The organism is Pontibacillus yanchengensis Y32, assembly GCF_000770635.1.
Lineage (GTDB): Bacteria > Bacillota > Bacilli > Bacillales > BH030062 > Pontibacillus > Pontibacillus yanchengensis.
In genome coordinates this window covers 19,461-40,219 of sequence record NZ_AVBF01000003.1, presented here as the reverse complement: position 1 = coordinate 40,219, position 20,759 = coordinate 19,461, and the positions used below count along the sequence as shown (strand labels likewise).

The window sequence follows — 20,759 nt, the reverse complement described above, 5'->3', positions numbered from 1 at the left end:
TCCTTTAAATTAGGGGTTCTTATTTTAATATGCATAATGATTGTCGAGGGAATTCTCTTCTTTTTCTTATACACCAACTTAGCGAACAGTCGTGTAGAAGAAGTGTTAGATAATTTGTTAGCACGTGGTAATAGTCATCGAGATGTATTGGAGAAAAGCTTTAATGATTCAACTTTAAATCATGTCGCATTGATGGAATCAGAAGCTGATACAATCGTTATGATTACAGATGACAAACAAAATGTCATTGCTCAGTCAGAGCCTATGAATGCTGAGATTAACCAGTTGATTGCAAAACCTCTCTCAAACATATCGCATCAAGGGATGATTTTGAATGGAGAATGGAAGTCAAGTTCTTTTGTAGCATCCGTTAGCCCTATTCAAATTAATGGAGGAAATAGGGGATACGTGTATATGTTTTCCCAAACCACAGTCATTAAGAGCGTGATTAATCAACTATCCAATCAGTTCCTGTTAGCTGGTTTGATAGCCATACTATTAACAGTACTTGCTATCTTTATATTAAGTCATTTTATTACTAGGCCACTCGTTCGCATGAAACGAGCAACAGAAGAGATCATTAATGGTGACTCGAAAGTTTCATTGAAATCAAAGCGAAAGGATGAGCTCGGACAATTAGCAAATTCAATAGTTATCCTATCTGATGAGCTAGAGAGGCTAAAGCAAGATCGTAAAGAATTTCTAGCTAGCATCTCTCATGAACTACGCACTCCACTCACCTACATTAAGGGATATGCTAATATCGCCAGTCGAGACATGATAAGTGACTCGGAACGACAAGATTATCTAGGTATTATTCGTGAAGAAACTGATCATGTAACACACCTAGTTAAGAACTTATTTGATTTAGCTAAAATGGACCAAAATCAATTCGTTATTCAAAAAGAAAATGTAAATTTATGTGAGATGTTAAAAAAGGTAAGAGACAAAATGCATCCAATCTTAAATGATAACCATTTACGTCTAAATATTACGTGTCCAGCTAATATTATCATTTTTGTGGACCCTGATCGTTTTCAACAAGTAATTCTTAACCTAATGGATAATGCCATCAAACATTCTCCAAACCAATCTACGATCAATATTGATGTAAAAAGAAACATGACTAGCATAGCAATTACAGTTCGAGATGAAGGAGAAGGAATTCCGGAAGAAGAGATTCCTTTTATATTTGAACGGTTGTATCGCATAGATAAATCCAGATCAAGAGAATTCGGGGGATCTGGATTAGGTTTGTCCATTGTAAAAGAAATCATAGAGAAGCATGGCGGGGAAGTAAAAGTAGAAAGTGCTGTAGGAAATGGAACGAAGATGACAATTCTAATAAACGAGGAGGATATAGTTTCGTATGATTAACATATTGTTAGTAGATGATGAGCAGCGCATGTTAGATTTACTCGAACTCCACCTCTCGCCACATGGGTATCGATGCACTAAAGTAAAAACAGGTCAAGAGGCCATACGTAAAATAGAAGAACATTCTTATGATTTGGTCCTTTTGGATATTATGATGCCGCAATTTGATGGCTGGAATGTCTGTAAAGAAATAAAAAACATTTCAGATGTTCCCATTATAATGGTAACAGCAAGAGATCAGAAGACAGATATTGTAAAAGGATTGAAGATTGGTGCCGATGATTACGTTACCAAACCATTCGATGAAGATGAATTGTTGGCTCGCGTACAAGCATTGTTAAGAAGGACCTCAAAAGAAGATTTGATTCATTTCCACGGTTTAATCTGGGATGGACAAAAACATAAACTAAGTTATCAAGACGAACCAATTCAAGTGACTCCAAAAGAATTTGCAATGATTGGTCATTTAATGAAGCATCCAGAGCGTGTATTCAGTAGGGAGCAACTCATCGATATCGTTTGGGGATTTCATTCTGATACAGAAGGTCGAACCATCGATTCTCATGTACGAAACATTCGGGAAAAAATAAGAAAGACTGGTTTTCCTATTGATGACTACTTTAAAACAGTCTGGGGTGTTGGATACAAATGGGTAAAAGACGATGAATAAACTCTCACTATTTTGCCACAGAGTCTGCACAGTTTCTTGATAAATACTGGATACACTACTAATGAGAACAAAAGGAGGGAATTAGGATGAAGAAGAAATTTTTCTCTGCCTTACTTGTTTTATTAATAGTGTTAGGACTTAGTAATGTCGTGATGGCTCATGGAGATGAAAATACTAGGGGTCATTCTATGCTAGGGTTTGATGTGGCTGAAATGATCCCTTGGATGAAAGATATGCATCCAAACATGAGCGAGGAAGAAATTAACGAGATGTATAGAGATTGTCATCAGAATCAATGAAATCAAAGTACAAAAAAAGGACCTTAGGGTTCTTTTTTTGTTTAAGTTAAGCTTTTAAAAGAAAATACTTTCTGTTCAACATTAATCAATAAGATATTTTCCTTAAAGCGTACGGGGAAAGAGCTATATCTTATGAAGCTTAGTTAAAAGGGGGTCAATCTCGGAGAATAATTATCATTGCACGATTCTGCAATATAAGGGGAATCTCCCCCCTTAAAGTTAGAAGAGAACACAAACAATGATTCTCTGCACAAATTTTGGATATTAATTGGGCATGACTATACTACAAATGAAAAACAAAAGTGGTTAAATCAAGCATTAAAATGAAAGAAAGGAGCATGAAGAAAATATGGCTCATGAACACCACAATCATTCAGAAAACCACGAAGAACATGACCAACATGAAGGACATGATGGTCATGAAGGCCACGATCATGGAGCAATGGTAGAAGACTTTAAGAAACGGTTTTATATCTCCCTTATTGTAACGATTCCTATCCTATTATTATCTCCAATGATTCAAGATTTTTTAGGAATAGATTTGGGATTCCCTTTTGACCAATATGTGTTATTCGCTCTAGCTACTTTTGTATTCTTCTATGGCGGATTGCCTTTCTTAACTGGAGCTTGGGATGAGTTGAAGCAAAAGAATCCAGGTATGATGACACTGATTGGACTCGCGATAGCTGTAGCTTATTTGTACAGCTCACTCGTTGTGTTTGGCCTGGAAGGTCGGAACTTTTTCTGGGAGTTAGCCACACTAGTTGATATTATGCTTCTTGGTCACTGGATTGAAATGAAATCTGTGATGGGGGCTTCAAATGCATTGGAAGAACTAGTGAAGTTGATGCCCAATGAAGCACATAAAGTAGATGAAGATGGAAATGTCGAGGATGTACCTGTAGGCGATCTACAAACAGGAGATAACGTTTTGGTCAAGCCTGGAGAAAAGATTCCTGTAGATGGAGACATCATTGATGGTAAGACGACTATTGATGAGTCTATGTTAACAGGTGAATCGGTTCCGGTTGAAAAGAGTGAAGGAGAGGAAGCGATAGGTGGCTCAGTCAACCAGGAAGGCTCCATCACGATAACCGTTCAGAAAACAGGGGACGACACGTATTTATCCCAAGTAATCGGATTAGTCAAAGAAGCACAGGAATCAAAATCCAAAACGCAGGATATTTCCAATCGTGCAGCAAAATGGCTATTTTACCTCGCTTTAGCAAGTGGTATTATTACTTTCATTGTCTGGCTTGCCTTAGGTAATCCTGTTGATGTAGCCATGGAACGGATGGTTACGGTTATGGTTATTACATGTCCACACGCACTAGGTTTAGCAGCACCTCTTGTCGTGGCAGTATCAACATCCATTTCTGCTAAAAAAGGATTGCTAATTAGAAATCGTGCCAATTTTGAAGGGGCTAGAAGCTTAAATGCCGTCGTGTTTGATAAAACCGGCACCTTAACCAAAGGGGAGTTTGGTGTGACGGAAATCATTTCACTTAACGACTATACAAAAGAGGACGTTCTAACATGGGCAGCTTCTTTGGAACAAAACTCAGAACATCCACTGGCTGAAGGAATTGTAGATAAAGCGAAACAAGATTCCATCACCCTAAAGAATATAGAAGAATTTGAATCCATGACTGGAAAAGGACTCAGAGGCACAGTTGACGGGAAAGAGGTCAACGTCGTAAGTCCTGGTTACGTGGACGAACACGATTATACCTATGATCAGTCTTCTTTTAATGAACTTTCGGAGGAAGGTAAAACGGTCGTGTTTGTTTTGGTAGAACAAGAATTAATGGGCATGATTGCACTAGCTGATATCGTTCGAGAAGATGCCAAGGAAGCTATCGAATCGCTAAAAGAAAAAGGTGTCCATTCTATTATGTTAACAGGTGATAATCAAAAAGTAGCTGATTGGGTTGCCAAGCAATTAGGTATTGATGAAGTATATGCGGAAGTGCTTCCGGATCAAAAAGCAGATCAAGTGAAACGTATTAAAGAAAAAGGCTGGAAAGTTGCCATGACCGGAGATGGCGTAAACGATGCTCCTGCCCTAGCTACCGCTGATTTAGGAGTTGCTATTGGAACAGGTACAGATGTAGCCATGGAATCAGCTGATATTGTACTTGTGAAAAGCAATCCGAAAGATGTCGTTTCGATTATGGAACTATCCAAGAAAACCTATCAAAAAATGATCCAGAATCTTTGGTGGGCAGCAGGATATAACATAGCGGCTATACCATTAGCAGCTGGCGTCCTAGCACCAATTGGAATCATATTAAGTCCTGCAGTTGGAGCAGGTTTAATGAGCCTAAGCACAGTTGTAGTAGCCATAAACGCCAAACTGTTAAAAGCATAGAGGGATGGGATGAGGGGACAGGTCCCTCGTCCCATTTCTTAGGTGGTACGCTTGAAGTTGGTTTATTGAAGTTAAGTAAAGTAGTATAATGCTAAAAGAAAAGGAGTGTTGAATAATGGAAAAAACTCTAGAAGTAAAAGGCATGACATGCGGACACTGTGAGAAAGCTGTTAAAGGTGCATTAGAAGAGCTAAATGGTGTCAAATCAGCGAATGTACACTTGGAGCAGAATACAGTGGATGTTAGCTATGACGAAGCCAATGTGAGTGAAAAAGAGATGAAAGAGGCAATTGAAGAGCAAGGATATGATGTTGTGTAACGTAGAAAAGCCAAGACTTACTTAAAAGTCTTGGCTTTTTTGCATTATATAGGACAAGTAAACCATCCCCATCTCATAAGCATTAATAAATAAGGTGTTGGAGGAGATGTTATATCTGTCGGGATGCTAGTCACTATTTTCACTATAGTGTTGTTATGGGGAATTGTAGTGATTACCACTTTACGTTATAAAGAGGAAATTTCTATTATGACAGGTATGGTGATTTCCATGACTATTGGTATGCTTATTGGAATAACAGCAGGAACGATAGTTGCTTTGCATTTACATAATGATATGTTCCTGTCTACATTCATCGGTATGGGGATTGGAATCATTGTAGGAGTTGTTGCTGGGATTCCCATTCATATGGTGGCCGTAATGGATGGAATGGTATCTGGTGCGATGGGTGGTATGATGGGGGCAATGCTCGGGGCTATGATCATGCCTGAACATGGTGACCTTACCATTCGTTTACTACTTCTCTTTTACAGTGTGAGTTTATGTGTGTTGCTTTATCTAATGGATTATGAGATAGGCCATACTCGGAAAAAGCTATTTCATAATCCAATTATAATGACTATTGCTCTAGGTTTCTTCTTTTACGTTTATCGAATGCTTGGACCAATTTTATAGAGTATTCTGTTTGAAAAGAAATATATAGCTGGTACATGAAAACAAATACAAAATATTTTTAGAAAAAAATAAATAAATCGGAAATCTGCACAATATCTGGATATTTGATGGGCACAACTATACTGTAAACTACATTAAGGAGTGATTTGAAAATGGCACACGAACAATATCAAGCAGCACTAAAAGCATTACACGAATGCATGGAAGCATGTAATCATTGTTATGATGCTTGTCTGCAGGAAGATGATATCAACATGATGAGCGAGTGCATTCGCCTCGACCGCGAGTGTGCAGACATTTGTGCATACCTAGAACAAGCATTAACAAGAGGGACACCATTTGTCTCTGAACTAGCTCAAGTTTGCGCAACCATCTGTGAACGTTGTGGAGAAGAATGTAAAAAGCATAATCACCAACATTGTCAAGACTGTGCAGATGCATGCTTCAAATGTGCAGAAGAATGTAAGAAGTTAGCATAAGTTTCTGGGACGAAGGGACAGGTCCCTCGTCCCACTTTTATAAAAAAAGTGCCAGACCCCCCATCGCTGTAATGTGATAAAGTTGCAAAGCAGCGGGGGTCTGGCATTTCTATGTATAGTGGGACGAGGTACCTGTCCCTCCGTCCCAAAATTAAATCTCACAATCTGTCATTTTTTTGATATAATTACTCTATTATTACTATTGAATAGAGGGGAATAAATATGACTGAAATGAAACAGATAGGCAACATGCTTATAGAAAAGAAATATGATATTGCCCAAAAGATGACAGATGAGCAGAAACAAACATTAAAATATAACTCAGATGAGTTTTTAGAAAATCTTATCAATATAAGGGCTGAGGTTATAGGTATTATTGCTGGTTCTTTAGTAGATTCACAACATGATTCGGTAACAGACATCAGTGAAAAGGCAAAAGAGTTGAGTTCGAAAGCCATTCAGTTAGAGATTCAAATGGATGAAGCGATAAAAAGTGTAAGCCAATATAGAAAATATATTTGGGATGCGATTTCGAACATTGCTGAAGAAGAGGATCTTTCCCGGCAATCTATCATTAAAATGGCACAACAAATTGATCCATTAATTGATCATGCTGTCTATATTTTTAGTACAGGATATGTAGAGCATCACAAACAAACACTTAAAGAGGCGACAGATTCATTCCTAGAATTATCTGCCCCAATTGTGCCTCTCCTAGATGATATGGCTGTAATGCCTCTAGTTGGGGATATAGATACATACCGTGCACAAGTAATTTTAGATACAGTACTGAATAAGTCTACGCAGTGGAAAATTGGTACGTTATTTATTGATCTATCCGGTGTGACGGTTGTAGATACTCAGGTAGCCCAAGAGATTATTAAAATCACTAATTCATTAATACTGCTTGGAGTGAAACCTATCTTGACAGGCATTAGACCAGAAATTGCCCATACAATGGTTCAATTAGGTATCACGATGGAAGTTAAGACGAAGGCCACACTAAAGCAGGCAATTTCTGATTATATAAATAACCCAATTTATAATAACTAATAGAGAGATATAAAAAATCCCTAGAACTTGTTGATTCTAGGGATTTTTGAACAAATATTAAGGAAATTAATGTGGCATTGATAGGTAGAACAGCAGGTTCATATGCTAATCCTATTAGTTGTAAAATAACTGCTGTCTCTAAGAGTTATTGTTTACACATAGATACAAAAATTTCAGCAACTAGATTAAGCAGGGTAATCTAGTGCACTACGCTTTTGAGTCTCTGCTATATATACGTCTAATTTCTGACTAATTTCAAGTGTCCTTTTATGATTAAGGCCATACGTTAGACCAACCTCAATCATTAAAGATCTTAATGTCGAGATACTCTCGTCTAATTCCTCTTTGGAAAGCTCTTCATTCATTTGAATAGTCATATTCATAGTTACTATCTCCCCAGGATGTAAAGGTAAGATGTCTGACCTGTTTGTAAGTCAAATTCTAGATAAATTATACCATATTAGGATGATAATTGGTAATAAAAATTAATAGAAAGATATTAGAATATATATTACAATTAGATGTAGGTCTTTTAGATTAGGTATATAGTTTTAGTGGGTAGAAGTCTGACGTTTTATTTTAATCTTACATAATCATCCATTATCGGTGAATCCTTGCATGCCTAGCTAAAATGTCATTATACTTTTTTGTAACGGTTCATAGGAGGAATTACATGATAGATTTTGGGACATACATTCAACAATCAAAGCGAAATTGTGAGGAACTTCATGGTCTTGACCCAACAAAAGCACCGGAGTTAGAGGTTGGGATCTCTCGTGAAGAAGTTCAGCAAAGGAAACAATCGTTAGAACAGGCCCTGCATGTAATTCAACATTTTATGCAAAAATTACTTTATTATATGGGGGGGACTCCCACACTTGTTGTCACGACAGATATAGATGGGTACATCGTGGATATATACGGAGATCCAAGTATTATGGAGATGGTTGACTCCATTGGTATCCAAGCAGGCGTCAAATTTGAGGAAAAAGAAGTAGGGACCAATTCTATTTCTCTAGCATTGAGACATAAAGAACCTATTGCGTTAGTTGGCACAGATCATTTTCACCATGCTTTATCCGGTGTTGCATGTTATACAGCACCGTTTAGTTATTCGGATGATAATCGTTTATCAGGAACTGTATCCATTATGACAACGATTGAGTATGCCAACCATTTTCATCTTGGATTGTTATCATCTGCTGTTGATTCTATTGAACGGGAACTCCGTTTGCAAGAGAAGAATGATAAACTGGAGATATTAAATCAAGTATTAATAAATTCAACTCCTCTTGGAATTATGATGACCGATGAACACGGAGAGCTAATTGAATACAATACCTCCCTTGAACAAATTACGGAGAGCAATGTGAATCAAGTCCTAGAAAAAGAACATAAGCAGATTGATATTATAAGAGAATATATCGATAGGGTTCTGCATAACGGGGATACGATAAACAATGTAGAAATCACCCTTCCAATTAATGAAGAGGGAGATACAAAGATTTGCCTCCTTGATGTCATTCCTCTATATAATGGAGAAAAAATCATTGGAGCTTTCGCGCAATTTAGGGACATGACCCATTATTATGAGCTGCAACAACAACTTATAGAGTCCGAAAAGTTGTCCACACTAGGAAAATTTGGTGCTGGTTTGGCACATGAAATCAGAAACCCACTCACCTCTATAATAGGACTTACACAGCTATTGAAAGAAAACAACAATCAGAATAAATACCTTGATATCATCATAGGTGAGTTAGAGAGAATACAAAGCCTAGTAAATCAATTTGTGTTACTGAGAAAACCTACTGACTTGAAAGCTGAAACGTGTAACATCCCAACTTTAATACAAAACACAGTAGAGTTAATGAACAGCAATGCCCAGCTCCAAAATATCGACATACAATTTGATTCGCCTCACTCAGATTTGAAACTCGATGTAGATCATGCCAAAATCAAACAAGTCCTGATTAATTTTATCAAAAATGCCTTCGAATCCATGCCCAATGGAGGAAAAGTACGTATACAATTAATTGGTACACCTAAAGAAAATGAAGTTAGGATTTCGATACAAGACCAGGGTGTTGGAATGACTGAAGATCAAGTTAGCAAACTGGGTAAGCCATTCTTTACGACAAAAGAAAGCGGTATGGGAATGGGATTAGCCATTTGTTTTGATATTATTAAAGCTCACCAGGGAGATATTAAGATTGAATCTGAAAAAGGAGAAGGCACTAGAGTTGATTTGGTGCTTCCAAAAGAAGCCTGACATTATACGTCCTTCATTTTACATGGAGGGCGTTTTTTGTATGACAACACGTTGCAGGATTATCTTGCTTAAAGTACGATGATAAAAAGAAGAATGCCTAGAGGAGGGTGTGACAGACATGTTACTAGAATTCATTGTCCAAAATAAACGAGAAGCAGAAGAAGCAGAAAAGTTAGGTGTAGATCGTGTGGAGTTGGTTTCTGCCATGCAAGAAGGAGGACTGACACCAAGTTATGGAACAATTAAACAAGTATTGGAGAGTGTAGACATACCTGTTCAAATTATGGTTCGCCCTCATAGCTATGGTTATGTGTATGACGAAGAGGATCTTCAAGTCATATGTGATGATATCCGTGCCATAAAGGAGCTCGGAGGAAATAGAATCGTCTTTGGTGCGTTGCATGAGGATAACACGATTAATATGAAGATGCTACAAAAGCTCATTACCCAGTTTCCAGAACTGAATATCACATTTCATCGGGCGTTCGATGAAGTAGCCTCACAGGAAGAAGCTTATAAAACACTGTCAAAATTCCACTCGAATGTGAAGCAAATCTTAACATCAGGAGGGGCTTCGAATTGTGAAGAAGGGAAAGAGGAGCTTGCAAAACTAGTACACCTTTCTCGAGAACACAATGGACCTAGTATCATGCCAGGTGGAGGGATGAAGCCTTCTAATTTAGAACGAGTTCACCATGTGGCAGAAGCAAAAGCCTATCATTTTGGAAAATCGGTTCGAATCGGCAACTCCTTTGCAAAAGGATTTGACGTGGAAGTTGTAAAAGAATTGCTTGAGCATAATAAAGATTAAAAATGTGGATTCTAGCACTAATCATAACGTTGATTAGTGCTTATTTAATTGAGAAACCAATTGTGTGTATTACATAATTTTGAAATAATGAATGGTAATTAGGTATAAATCATGAAGGAATGGTTGTTTGTGAAAAGAGAAATCCTATTGTTTATGGCTATGCTAATTGCAATAGTTGGATGTGCACCAAAACAAAACATTAATATGATGAGACTCCTATATGAAACAAACCATATATCGGAAGTCGATATCAAATTGGAAGATTATTATTACGATGCAACAGAGTTGGCAAGAACCACCAAGCCACCCAAGATGGAAGATTATATTGCCATTATAGAAGGGCTTGAATTAAAGAAAGTAAAAAAGCAACAGATTAGTAAATTAGATAGCAAAATGAAAAAGTATAGAATGAAAGGCGAGTCCCTAGTAACAAATCTTACATACAATAAAGGGGATACCTCCTATAACGTTATGTTAGAAATTGCATCTGATGGCTTTGGCTTTTTGGTAGATTACAAGGATACATCCTCATCTGATGAAATGTATCAAATAACCAATGCTACTTCAGAGACATTCTCCAAAATCCATACATATTATAAGTCCATTTATAAAAAAGTCTCTCCGGAGAACGGTACCGAATTAGATTCAGAGAAGGATCTAAGCATAAATTAAGATAGAGGGTAATAATACACGAACTAAAAGCAATAACCAATTGTATAATGACTTGTCTATTAATAGTAGGCTGCCAAATGAAAATCTTAGTTTGCGAGAGGTAACCCAAATAGAATGTGATAAACACCACAGTTATAATTAGGGAACAAACGTAAGGATTGGAGAAATAAACATGACTTTTCTTATTGTTGTGTATAACTAAAAAAGTGATGCGACCACGTCCAGCTCCAGCGCCCAGCGACTAGTATGCTTCCCTCGCCTCCGTACGATAAGTTAACATCGAATCACTTCGCTCTTCGTGTTGCCTTTATCTCCTACGGCTCAGTCCAGCATATACGTCGCTAGCAGGGCGCTTGCGCTTTTGTTCTGCACTAGTAGCAGGTATGTTGGGGATAATTGTAATAGGACCCGAGGGTTCAGTGATCGGTGGCTTAATAGGATTAGTCTTTGGGGTAGCCCAATCAAATGGTAGAAGAATCCTTAAATTAGAAAAAGAGATAGAGGCTTTGAAAAATAATGGTCCTGAATAGTAATTATTCCCATAAATTTTGATATTGGAGGGTTATCATTGAAGAAAATAGCAACAACTTTAATGCTAGTGTTGATACTAGTAGCTTGCAAAAATCCTAATGCCCCAACAAATACAGTAACAGGAGAGGTCTTAGGTGTTGACGACTCCTACATAAGTGTAAATTGTTCTGATGAAGCAAAAGGAAATGAGCAACCACAAATATCAATGATGTATGGATGCAAGGTGAGAATAACAGATGACACTACATTCAGTAATGGTAATATGGAAGACTTGTCCGATGATTCTAAAGTAAAAGTCAAGTTAACTAAGAAAATGGACATAGACGCACAGAAGAAGTCTTCGTTAAATGTAACTGCAAAAGAAATCATAATTAAATAAAACATTAATGAATATCCAAATGTCTGCCATTATCCCAAACTGTTGAGGATTATGGCAGGCACTTTTTTCTAAGGCTACCTTATTATTTCTTCTACTGTTTTCATCTCAGCAAATGCTTCTGTTTGAATGCCGGTTATATATAATTTATGGATGTCATGTTCTCTATATTGACTTTGTAAGGAAGTATCATAGAAGGAATCAGGAGTGTTCTTTTCTATCACAATGTCTTGTGGACGTGGAGTTATGGTTTCATGGATTTGCCAGCCAGGTGTGTTTTTTTCTAATGAGCTATTTTCTGGTCCGTTATGCTGAACAAATATAATCTTCAATCCTTCCATATCCGCAAATTCTATCAACCTACTAATATTCTGTAATAAATTTTTTCCATTGTGTACTGGTGGTTCCATCGTAAACATTGCTTTTTGTACATCAATAATGACTAATGCTTCATCCAAAGAAAAACCTCCTTTAAAAAAGGAACGTTTGTTCTTGTTTAACTTAACATAAATTGTAATCATCTGTCTATTACTTTGATGAAAATAAAACTTATGATTCTCAAATACTATTAACCAAAATAATTATTAGTTACAATTGTGTGTTTTTCAAAAAATTAGTTAGATTTTAAATGCTATCTTTAGTAGAATATGTAAATAACAGGTCATCAGATGACCTGTTATTTACAATGAATTTTCGAAAGCGTTATACCAATGAAGTTAATCTCAATTACTATAAAATTGTAAATAAAAGTAGGTTGTCATGGAATTTGGAGGAAATCGCAGTGCCATATAAACAAATACGAACAAGAAAAATATACGAAGAAGTAGCTGATTCTTTATTGGAGATGCTTCAAAAAGGTGAATTGAAACCAGGTGACAAACTAGACTCCGTAGAGCAATTGTCCAAAAACTTTAGCGTTGGTCGTTCTGCTGTGCGAGAAGCCTTAAGCGCATTACGGGCGACAGGTATATTGGAAATGAGGCAAGGTGAGGGGACATTTGTAAAACAATTTGACCCTACCAAGTTTTCCATCCCTGTGTCCATTGCCTTCATTATGAATCGTAAAGATATTAAAGAATTAATGGATGTTAGAAAGATACTAGAGGTAGGCGCTGTAGCCACAGCTGCATTTGAATATAAAGAGGAGGATTTACCTCCTATTCAAGCTGCCCTAGATGATATGAGAAATGCAAATGACAATGGAGAGCTTGGAGAAAAAGCAGATCTAGATTTTCACCTAGCTATCGCTCAAGCTACACATAATCAAATGCTTATTAATTTAATGAACAGTGTTTCTGAAATTATGATGGAAGCGATGCGAGAGGCTCGTAAACTTTGGTTTGATTCAGAAACGAGAACGTATAAGCTTCTCGAAGAGCATAAACTTATTTACGATGCGATTGAGAAACGTGATTCAGATAAAGCTCAAGAGTTAATGCTATATCATTTAACACAAGTAGAAGAAGCGCTTTTTCAATACATCGATTAAAGAACAAAAGCATAGAGGGCCATGCTAGCAATATGTATAGTGGGCGCTGGAGCTCGAGATGTAAGTGTCAGCACGAATACACATAACACAAAAGGTTCTGATCTCAGAACCTTATCTTAACTAGAGTCATCAGATGACCTGTTCAATGAAATTCAGAAAATGAAGTGGAGGTAGACAACATGAAAGTATCCTTATTCATCACCTGTTTATGCGACATTATTTCTTCAGATGTTGGAAAAGACACGGTTGAGGTGTTGGAGAAATTAGGTTGCGAGGTAGATTTTCCGGAGCAACAAACGTGCTGTGGTCAACCTGCTTATAATAGTGGGTATTTATCTAAATCGAAAGAAGCTATGAAACAAATGATGAAGGCTTTTAAAGATTCAGAGTATGTAGTAGGACCTTCTGGTTCGTGCGTAGCTATGTTGCATGAATACCCTCAGATATTTAAAGGGGACCCAGATTGGGAGGAGGAAGCCAACAAATTAGCTGCAAAATCCTATGAATTTACGCAGTTTATTGTAGACGTATTGGGCAGGGTAGATGTTGGTTCCAATTTTAAAGGGATAGTGACATACCACAGTTCTTGCCATATGACGCGCTTATTAGGTGTGAAGGATGCTCCGAAGAAACTATTAGAACAAGTGGAAGGTATTCAATTAAGAGAACTTCCTTTATGTGAGGATTGTTGTGGGTTTGGAGGTACGTTTGCTGTGAAAAACCCAGAAATCTCGGAGCAAATGGTGAAGGAAAAGACAGAGCATATCATGGAAACAGAAGCGGAGTATGTAATTGGTGGAGATATGGGATGTTTGATGAATATTGGCGGAAAACTGAGCCGAGATAATAGAGATGTGAAAGTGATGCATATTAGTCAGGTGCTAAACAGCTAGAAAGGAGATCAAAATATGCCTATTAAGTTAGGGGAAGCTTCTTATAAAGAAAGAATTCAGTCTGGAATCGAAAACGATTTTATGCGGGGAGCGGTTTCTTCTGCACAAGGACGCTTCCGTTCAGGTCGTTTAAAGGCTGCTGAAGAGTTAGGAAATTGGGAAGATTGGAGAACTCGCGGGGAAGAAATCCGTACACATACACTCGAAAATATTGATTTCTACTTACAACAATTAAGTGATGAAGTTTCCAAGCGTGGTGGAAAAGTATTTTTTGCCGAGACAGCTGAGGAAGCCAATGAATATATTAATAATGTCGTAAAAGAAAAAGAAGCAAAGAAAGTAGTTAAATCAAAATCGATGGTAACCGAAGAAATTGGGTTGAATGAGGCGTTAGAGGAAGCTGGTAGTGAAGTCATTGAGACAGATCTTGGCGAATGGATACTGCAAATGGATGAAGACCCCCCTTCGCATATCGTCACCCCTGCTCTTCATAAAAATAAAGAACAAATAAGGGAAACCTTTGCGAGTAAAAAAGGATACAAGAACTCGGACATGCCAGAAGAATTAGCCACCTTTGCAAGAGAGCAATTAAGAAAGGAATTCTTATCAGCAGATGTAGGCATTACTGGATGTAATTTTGCAGTGACAGAATCCGGAGCCATCACATTCGTAACCAATGAAGGGAACGCTAGACTTGTTACTTCCTTGCCAGATACGCAAATATCCGTCATGGGGATGGAGAGGCTAGCTCCAACATGGGAAGACATGGAAGTGCTTGTAAGTTTATTAACAAGGGCGGCTGTCGGACAGAAGCTAACCAGTTATGTAACCGCTATTACAGGGACTCGACTAGAGGATGAAGTAGATGGTCCAGAAGAATACCATTTAGTGATTGTCGACAATGGTCGTTCTAAGATTCTTGGCACCGAATTTCAATCTGCTCTTCACTGCATCCGTTGCGCAGCTTGTATAAATGTTTGTCCTGTCTATCGTCATGTTGGAGGACATTCGTATAATTCTGTTTATCCTGGACCGATTGGTGCCGTACTAACACCATTATTGGATGGATATGACGATCATAAGGAACTACCATACGCGTCGACCTTATGCGCTGCGTGTACAGATGCATGTCCTGTGAAAATTCCGTTACATGAACAACTAATACGACATAGGGAAATCATCGTAGAACGAGAAAAGAAGTCTCCAAAAAGTGAACAAATGATGATGGAAGGCTTTGCGCAATGGGCTTCTCATCCTGCAGCGTATAAACTCAGCGCCAGAATGGCAAGAACCTCACTCAAGCCCTGGACGAAGGATGAAATCATCAAGAATGGACCTGGACCACTAAAAGGGTGGACAGACGTCCGTGATTTTCCAGCACCAAGTAAGCAAAGCTTCCGATCATGGTTCAAGTCCAGACAAAAGAAAGAAAGGGGTCAGTAATCAATGAGTATACAAAACAGAGATAGCTTTCTTCAAAATGTGGCTAATCATCTTGGAAGACCCCGAAAGACAGAGCAGGTAGAGAGATCCTCTTTTACGGTGGCACCACAATGGGAAGTTTTTAAAGATCATACACAAGATGAGCTAGCTGATGAATTAGAAGCACACTGTAAGGTTATTCATACGACATGCAAACGAACCACCGTATCTGAATTGCCACATGTATTATGGGAAACGGTAAAAGGGTATGATGGAAAATCTGTTATCGCTTCAGATGACAAGCGAAATGATGCATTTGGAGTAACTTCATTTTATAAAGAATTAGAAGAGCAAGGAGTAGAGTTTCAGCTATGGAATCCATCAGATGGGCACTATAACATGGAATTTGCCGAGCGAGCAGATGTAGGCATCACCTTTAGTGATATAACATTGGCAGAATCAGGTACGGTGACATTGTTTAACAACAGTGGGAATGGCCGCGCTATTAGTCTATTACCAAGAACCTATATCGCCATTATTCCGAAAAGTACCCTAGTTCCTCGAATGACCCAGGCTGCGAAGCATATTCACGATGCCAATCAAGACGGACATCCAGTTTCCTCCTGTGTCAGTTTCATCACAGGTCCAAGTAATAGTGCAGATATTGAAATGAATCTAATAGTTGGTGTACATGGGCCAGTGGAAGTTACGTATATTATCGTGGAATAAGCGTTTATAAAATATAGAATATCCCGCCCCTCGCATATAACTGCTGTTTTGCGAGGTTTTTTTCTGTAGAAGACCAATAAAAAATTTTTTATACAGGTTTGTGTAAACAAAATAGATTCAACTTATATTCTAATAGATTAATTAAGTTTCGCAGAAAGAAAATGTTGTAAAATTTCACTTTTTCAGATAGAATATCAGCTAGAAAATTCAGGAATAATATTCGATGATAATTAGCTTGTTTTTCCAATATTTGTTACTATAAACCTTTTAGAGATAAGTTAATTGAATGGTTAAGAATGAATAAAGAAAAGTTGGTCAAGTTTACCTCATTGGACTGACAACTACTCTCTAAGTCCAAAGCATGGGTAGGTGTATGAAACTATGAATATCTTAATAATATGTCTCCTATCCTATTTGTCTGGAAGTTTCACAGGTGCTTATTATGTAGTGAAATCTAGTATAGGCGAAGATATCCGACACCATTTCAGTGGTAATGTAGGTGCTACGAATGCCGGTCGCTTGTTAGGAAAAAAAGGCTTTTTATATGCATTATTGATAGATGCTCTAAAAGTAATTATCCCTTTATCGATTATTCGCTATATTACAAACGGTGATGAAGTAACGATGTTATTAGGGGCTTTGTTTCTCATTTTAGGGCATGTCTATCCTGTATTTCTTCGTTTTCAAGGTGGGAAAGGCATTGTAGCTTTTTTAGCGTCTAGTCTTGTTTTATCTCCCATCACTATTGGAGTTATGGCAATTTCCATGGGGATAATGTATGTGGGAAGTAAGAAGTATAAACTGTCTGGCTTTCTTGCTATAAGTACCATACCAGTCAGTAGTTATCTGTTTGGTGATTCTCTTACTCTATCAATTGGATTGTTGGTTTTACTTATTTTTGTCCTTTGTATGCATGTAACCTAAATAATCGGAGGAATCATAATGGCTTCTTTAACATATAAGATTGCTGCTGAAGAGAACGAATTAAATCAAATACATGAATTGAATTATCAAACCTTTGTGCAAGAAATCCCTCAACATGAAACAAACTCCATGCACGCTCTAGTGGATAAGTTCCATGATGAGAATACATACGTTATTGCCAAGCAGGATAGTAAAGTAGTTGGTATGATTGCAGTTCGAGCGAATCGGCCCTTTTCGCTTGATGGTAAATTGGATAATCTCAATCAGTACCTGCCTGAGGATGCGAACCCATGTGAAATTCGCTTGTTATCGGTTGAAAAGGGATACCGAAGTACAAGAGTGTTTTATCATTTATGTGAGCAGCTAGTAGAATTTTGTTTAGAGAAGAACTATACAATGGCCTTAATCTCTGGAACGCTACGTCAAATGAAGCTATATAAGCGCATAGGCTTCCAACCCTTTGGTCCAAGAGTAGGGTCAGAAGAAGCACCTTACCAACCAATGTACCTTACCAAGGAAAATTTCGAACAATCTTCCAAAGCGTTTGGTCGTTTGATGTATCCGAGGTCAAAGTCCTCTAAGAAAGAAAAGTCCTTTCTACCTGGTCCAGTGCCTATGGATGATAGTGTTCAGGAAGCATTTACTCGACCAGCAATCTCCCATAGAAGTGAGGCATTTTCATCTAAACTTCAGGGACTACAAGAAAGGTTATGCCAATTCACACATGCTCATAGCGCCCAAGTAATGGTGGGGACAGGAACGCTTGCGAATGATATAGTCGCTGCGCAATTAACACAAATGCAAGGTTATGGGGTTATTTTAGCTAACGGTGAATTTGGTAATCGATTATGCAATCATGCGAATCGCTTTGACCTAGACTATTATTCTATTGAAAAAGAATGGAATGACTCTATTACGTTACAAGAAGTGGAATACCTTCTACATGAACATCCTGAAATCAAATGGTTATGGACCGTCCATTGCGAAACATCGACCGGCTACTTGTATGACCTTCCTGGTTTACAGATGTTGTGTCAAAAATATGACGTGGAATTATGTTTGGATGCTTGTAGCTCTGTTGGGGTTGTGCCAATGGATTTATCTAACGTATATCTAGCTTCAACCGTAAGTGGAAAAGGTCTAGCGTCTTATGCAGGTCTGGCAGTTGTCTTTCATCGAGATAACATCAAGCCTAACCCTGCCATTCCGCAATATCTTGATCTAGGTAACTACGTAGAACAGGGAAGTATCCCTTATACGCATTCTTCCAACTTGGTAGAAGCGTTAGCGACTGCCTTAACTACGAATTACGTAAAAGATAAGTACCAGTTAGCTTTTCATGCTCGTTCCAATCTTAAAGAAGCGGGATTTGATGTTCTCGGTGGAGAAGAATACTCACCAGGCATCATCACGATTAGGATTCCGTCATCCCATTCTAGTAAAAAGCTAGGGGAACGTTGTAAGGAAGAAGGAATCCTATTAAGCTATGAAAGCTCGTACTTGTTAGAACGTAATTGGGTGCAAATGTCTTTAATGGGAGCCCAGTCCGAAACACGCATTGATGAAGCCATTAAGGTTATGGCAAAAAATTACGAAACGCTCCTACATGATGCATAATCCTAAATCAATTGTATGGTTCGCCGTCATTACGCTATGGGTGAAAACGGTCGTGGTATCGTTTTTTGGATTTTCATTAGGAGTCGATTCGTTTTTTGACATTGTGCTTATCATTTGTAATTCGATGGGGATATTAATGCTCCTGGTTGGGTTGAGCTTCTACTTTTCGAAACGGGTCAAACCAAGCATTATCGTCATAATTATGTTCCTTATTTCTGGTCTTCTATTTGGGAATCTACTTTATTACCGCTTTTATAGTGATTTTGTTACATTACCGATTCTCTTTCAGTTTCAAAATGTCGGTGGTGTTGGAGCGAGCACAGTAGAACTGATGAGCCTATGGGATATTCTGTTATTTGTTGATGTGCTTACCTTGATGATTTGGTTAAAAGGTTGGAACTTTAAGGGTGCTTTTCCTTCTAAAAGGTGGAAACGTTGGTATGTGGGGGCAAGTATGATGTTAGTTCTTACTTCTATCAGTCTAGGGCTACTCTATTCTCCCTATTTGTTAATGGAGACGTATGATCGTCAAAAAATGGTCAAAAGCGTGGGGCCATACAACTATCATGCCTATGATATAGCTCATACCATGTACGTATCTTTCAAAGATACATTCGTTTCATCATCTACTACAACGAACGCGATGAGCTATATGAAGGAGAGTACACCTACAAATAATTCTGATCTTTTTGGCATAGCAAAAGGGAAGAATCTTGTAATGATTAGCATGGAATCTACACAAGATTTTGTGATAAATGAAAAGGTGGAAGGGGAGGAAATTACCCCCTTTCTAAATTCTCTAATAAAGGAGAGTTTTTATTTTAACCAAGTTTTTGATCAAACTGCTCAGGGAAAAACATCCGATTCAGAGCTTATGATTGATACAGGGTTATATCCTTTAGAAAGTGGTTCTGTTTTTATACGAAAACCACAAAATGATTTTACAAGCTTACCGGAAATACTGAAGGAGAAACAAAACGTTCAATCGTATGTGTTTCATGGTAATATCCAATCCTTTTGGAATCGAGAGCAAATGTACAAGACGTTTGGCTATAAGCGTTATTATTCAAAGAAAGACTACCATGTGACAGAAGAAAACTCCGTGAATTATGGCATAAAGGATGAGCCTTTTTTCAACCAATCGATGGAAAAGATAAAAGAACTGCCCCAGCCTTTTTATGCTCGACTTATTACACTAACGAATCATTTCCCTTTCTTGCTGGACGATGAAGATACACATATAGCGAAAGCAAACACACAAGAAGAAGTTGTTAATCGATACGTGACAACAGTTCGTTATCAGGACGAGGCAATCAAACAATTCATCCAGTCCTTTAAAGAACAAGGATTGTACGAGGACACGATGTTTGTTTTATATGGAGATCATTACGGCATCTCAGAGAAGTATGAACAGGGTGCTTTGGACTTGGTTGGACAACAAGATACACCGGTAAACCGAATGAGGTTAAAGCAAGTTCCACTCATTGTCCATGTGCCAGGGTATGAAGGGAAAACCATTTCCAAAATTGGAGGAGAGGTAGATATTCGTGCGACGTTGTTACATCTACTTGGTATCGAAAAAGACAATCCCCTTTCCTTTAGTCGAAATCTGTTTACGAGAAGCAAGACAGAGCCTGTCATTTTTCGAAACGGCAACTTTGTTACTGCTAAGTATATGTGGAAAGGGAATGATTGCTATCGGAAAAAGACAGGTGAAAAGATCGACCCTTCTAACTGTGAACCCTACAGACAACAAGTTCGTAAAGAGCTTAGGTTGTCAGATGATATTATCTACGGGGATTTAGGAAGGTTTGTGGATTAG

Annotated in this window: 21 protein-coding genes; 19 read left to right on the top strand and 2 right to left on the bottom strand. The window is 38.0% G+C overall.

Going from position 1 to position 20,759, the window contains the following annotated elements; genetic code table 11:
• Positions 1 to 36: 36 nt before the first annotated feature.
• From N782_RS01840 to N782_RS01805, 8 genes are all read left to right on the top strand, one after another.
• Complete coding sequence (locus N782_RS01840; protein ID WP_237582482.1) at positions 37 to 1,377, top strand: sensor histidine kinase; 1,341 nt, start codon at positions 37 to 39, stop codon at positions 1,375 to 1,377.
• Complete coding sequence (locus tag N782_RS01835; RefSeq protein WP_036815567.1) at positions 1,370 to 2,047, top strand: response regulator transcription factor; 678 nt, start codon at positions 1,370 to 1,372, stop codon at positions 2,045 to 2,047. The genes N782_RS01840 and N782_RS01835 overlap by 8 nt, the downstream gene beginning before the upstream one ends.
• A gap of 86 nt (positions 2,048 to 2,133) precedes the next feature.
• The gene (locus N782_RS01830; RefSeq protein WP_052111104.1) at positions 2,134 to 2,346 is read left to right on the top strand and encodes a hypothetical protein; all 213 of its coding nucleotides are present in this window, start codon (positions 2,134 to 2,136) and stop codon (positions 2,344 to 2,346) included.
• 349 nt (positions 2,347 to 2,695) lie between these two features.
• Positions 2,696 to 4,717: a heavy metal translocating P-type ATPase gene (locus N782_RS01825; protein ID WP_036815566.1), complete on the top strand. Its 2,022-nt coding sequence runs from the start codon at positions 2,696 to 2,698 to the stop codon at positions 4,715 to 4,717.
• Positions 4,718 to 4,832: 115 nt separating this feature from the next.
• Positions 4,833 to 5,036: a copper chaperone CopZ gene (gene copZ, locus N782_RS01820; protein ID WP_036815565.1), complete on the top strand. Its 204-nt coding sequence runs from the start codon at positions 4,833 to 4,835 to the stop codon at positions 5,034 to 5,036.
• A gap of 168 nt (positions 5,037 to 5,204) precedes the next feature.
• Positions 5,205 to 5,669: a hypothetical protein gene (locus N782_RS01815; protein WP_052111103.1), complete on the top strand. Its 465-nt coding sequence runs from the start codon at positions 5,205 to 5,207 to the stop codon at positions 5,667 to 5,669.
• A gap of 152 nt (positions 5,670 to 5,821) precedes the next feature.
• The gene (locus N782_RS01810; RefSeq protein ID WP_036815564.1) at positions 5,822 to 6,148 is read left to right on the top strand and encodes a four-helix bundle copper-binding protein; all 327 of its coding nucleotides are present in this window, start codon (positions 5,822 to 5,824) and stop codon (positions 6,146 to 6,148) included.
• A 222-nt stretch (positions 6,149 to 6,370) separates the two neighbouring features.
• The gene (locus tag N782_RS01805) at positions 6,371 to 7,201 is read left to right on the top strand and encodes an STAS domain-containing protein (RefSeq protein WP_052111102.1); all 831 of its coding nucleotides are present in this window, start codon (positions 6,371 to 6,373) and stop codon (positions 7,199 to 7,201) included.
• Positions 7,202 to 7,386: 185 nt separating this feature from the next.
• Here the strand turns inward: N782_RS01805 and N782_RS01800 are convergent, their stop codons facing one another.
• Positions 7,387 to 7,584 carry an aspartyl-phosphate phosphatase Spo0E family protein gene (locus tag N782_RS01800; protein ID WP_036815563.1) on the bottom strand — a complete coding sequence of 66 codons (198 nt, stop codon included), beginning with the start codon at positions 7,582 to 7,584 and terminating at the stop codon, positions 7,387 to 7,389.
• A gap of 290 nt (positions 7,585 to 7,874) precedes the next feature.
• Here N782_RS01800 and N782_RS20580 point away from each other — a divergent pair, with 290 nt between their 5' ends.
• The 4 genes from N782_RS20580 to N782_RS01780 all read left to right on the top strand — a co-directional run bounded on the left by N782_RS20580 (position 7,875) and on the right by N782_RS01780 (position 11,866).
• A complete protein-coding gene (locus N782_RS20580) occupies positions 7,875 to 9,473 on the top strand; it encodes an ATP-binding protein (RefSeq protein ID WP_052111101.1) in 1,599 nt (532 codons plus the stop codon).
• A gap of 118 nt (positions 9,474 to 9,591) precedes the next feature.
• A complete protein-coding gene (locus N782_RS01790) occupies positions 9,592 to 10,284 on the top strand; it encodes a copper homeostasis protein CutC (protein ID WP_036815562.1) in 693 nt (230 codons plus the stop codon).
• A gap of 111 nt (positions 10,285 to 10,395) precedes the next feature.
• A complete protein-coding gene (locus N782_RS01785) occupies positions 10,396 to 10,956 on the top strand; it encodes a hypothetical protein (RefSeq protein WP_036815561.1) in 561 nt (186 codons plus the stop codon).
• 592 nt (positions 10,957 to 11,548) lie between these two features.
• The gene (locus N782_RS01780; protein WP_161783059.1) at positions 11,549 to 11,866 is read left to right on the top strand and encodes a hypothetical protein; all 318 of its coding nucleotides are present in this window, start codon (positions 11,549 to 11,551) and stop codon (positions 11,864 to 11,866) included.
• Between the two features lie 74 nt (positions 11,867 to 11,940).
• Here the strand turns inward: N782_RS01780 and N782_RS01775 are convergent, their stop codons facing one another.
• Positions 11,941 to 12,321: an isochorismatase family protein gene (locus N782_RS01775; protein WP_052111100.1), complete on the bottom strand. Its 381-nt coding sequence runs from the start codon at positions 12,319 to 12,321 to the stop codon at positions 11,941 to 11,943.
• A gap of 323 nt (positions 12,322 to 12,644) precedes the next feature.
• Here N782_RS01775 and N782_RS01770 point away from each other — a divergent pair, with 323 nt between their 5' ends.
• The 7 genes from N782_RS01770 (at position 12,645) to N782_RS01740 (ending at position 20,759) form a co-directional block, all read left to right on the top strand.
• Positions 12,645 to 13,352, top strand: a complete 708-nt coding sequence (locus N782_RS01770) for a FadR/GntR family transcriptional regulator (RefSeq protein ID WP_036815559.1) — start codon at positions 12,645 to 12,647, stop codon at positions 13,350 to 13,352.
• Positions 13,353 to 13,531: 179 nt separating this feature from the next.
• The gene (locus tag N782_RS01765) at positions 13,532 to 14,245 is read left to right on the top strand and encodes a (Fe-S)-binding protein (protein ID WP_036815558.1); all 714 of its coding nucleotides are present in this window, start codon (positions 13,532 to 13,534) and stop codon (positions 14,243 to 14,245) included.
• 15 nt (positions 14,246 to 14,260) lie between these two features.
• Positions 14,261 to 15,688, top strand: a complete 1,428-nt coding sequence (locus N782_RS01760; RefSeq protein WP_036815557.1) for a LutB/LldF family L-lactate oxidation iron-sulfur protein — start codon at positions 14,261 to 14,263, stop codon at positions 15,686 to 15,688.
• Positions 15,689 to 15,691: 3 nt separating this feature from the next.
• Positions 15,692 to 16,396: a LutC/YkgG family protein gene (locus tag N782_RS01755; protein ID WP_036815556.1), complete on the top strand. Its 705-nt coding sequence runs from the start codon at positions 15,692 to 15,694 to the stop codon at positions 16,394 to 16,396.
• Between the two features lie 381 nt (positions 16,397 to 16,777).
• A complete protein-coding gene (locus N782_RS01750; RefSeq protein ID WP_036815555.1) occupies positions 16,778 to 17,320 on the top strand; it encodes a glycerol-3-phosphate acyltransferase in 543 nt (180 codons plus the stop codon).
• Positions 17,321 to 17,338: 18 nt separating this feature from the next.
• Positions 17,339 to 18,937, top strand: a complete 1,599-nt coding sequence (locus tag N782_RS01745; RefSeq protein WP_036815554.1) for an aminotransferase class V-fold PLP-dependent enzyme — start codon at positions 17,339 to 17,341, stop codon at positions 18,935 to 18,937.
• On the top strand, positions 18,882 to 20,759 hold the full coding sequence (locus N782_RS01740; RefSeq protein ID WP_237582480.1) for an LTA synthase family protein: 1,878 nt from the start codon (positions 18,882 to 18,884) through the stop codon (positions 20,757 to 20,759). The genes N782_RS01745 and N782_RS01740 overlap by 56 nt, the downstream gene beginning before the upstream one ends.

Coding starts and splice junctions, on each gene's coding strand:
- N782_RS01840 (WP_237582482.1), top strand. CDS start 37: ATGATTGTCGAGGGAATTCTCTTCTTTTTCTTATACACCAACTTAGCG.
- N782_RS01835 (WP_036815567.1), top strand. CDS start 1,370: ATGATTAACATATTGTTAGTAGATGATGAGCAGCGCATGTTAGATTTA.
- N782_RS01830 (WP_052111104.1), top strand. CDS start 2,134: ATGAAGAAGAAATTTTTCTCTGCCTTACTTGTTTTATTAATAGTGTTA.
- N782_RS01825 (WP_036815566.1), top strand. CDS start 2,696: ATGGCTCATGAACACCACAATCATTCAGAAAACCACGAAGAACATGAC.
- copZ (WP_036815565.1), top strand. CDS start 4,833: ATGGAAAAAACTCTAGAAGTAAAAGGCATGACATGCGGACACTGTGAG.
- N782_RS01810 (WP_036815564.1), top strand. CDS start 5,822: ATGGCACACGAACAATATCAAGCAGCACTAAAAGCATTACACGAATGC.
- N782_RS01805 (WP_052111102.1), top strand. CDS start 6,371: ATGACTGAAATGAAACAGATAGGCAACATGCTTATAGAAAAGAAATAT.
- N782_RS01800 (WP_036815563.1), bottom strand. CDS start 7,584: ATGAATATGACTATTCAAATGAATGAAGAGCTTTCCAAAGAGGAATTA.
- N782_RS20580 (WP_052111101.1), top strand. CDS start 7,875: ATGATAGATTTTGGGACATACATTCAACAATCAAAGCGAAATTGTGAG.
- N782_RS01790 (WP_036815562.1), top strand. CDS start 9,592: ATGTTACTAGAATTCATTGTCCAAAATAAACGAGAAGCAGAAGAAGCA.
- N782_RS01785 (WP_036815561.1), top strand. CDS start 10,396: ATGAAGGAATGGTTGTTTGTGAAAAGAGAAATCCTATTGTTTATGGCT.
- N782_RS01780 (WP_161783059.1), top strand. CDS start 11,549: ATGCTAGTGTTGATACTAGTAGCTTGCAAAAATCCTAATGCCCCAACA.
- N782_RS01765 (WP_036815558.1), top strand. CDS start 13,532: ATGAAAGTATCCTTATTCATCACCTGTTTATGCGACATTATTTCTTCA.
- N782_RS01760 (WP_036815557.1), top strand. CDS start 14,261: ATGCCTATTAAGTTAGGGGAAGCTTCTTATAAAGAAAGAATTCAGTCT.
- N782_RS01755 (WP_036815556.1), top strand. CDS start 15,692: ATGAGTATACAAAACAGAGATAGCTTTCTTCAAAATGTGGCTAATCAT.
- N782_RS01750 (WP_036815555.1), top strand. CDS start 16,778: ATGAATATCTTAATAATATGTCTCCTATCCTATTTGTCTGGAAGTTTC.
- N782_RS01745 (WP_036815554.1), top strand. CDS start 17,339: ATGGCTTCTTTAACATATAAGATTGCTGCTGAAGAGAACGAATTAAAT.
- N782_RS01740 (WP_237582480.1), top strand. CDS start 18,882: ATGAAGCCATTAAGGTTATGGCAAAAAATTACGAAACGCTCCTACATG.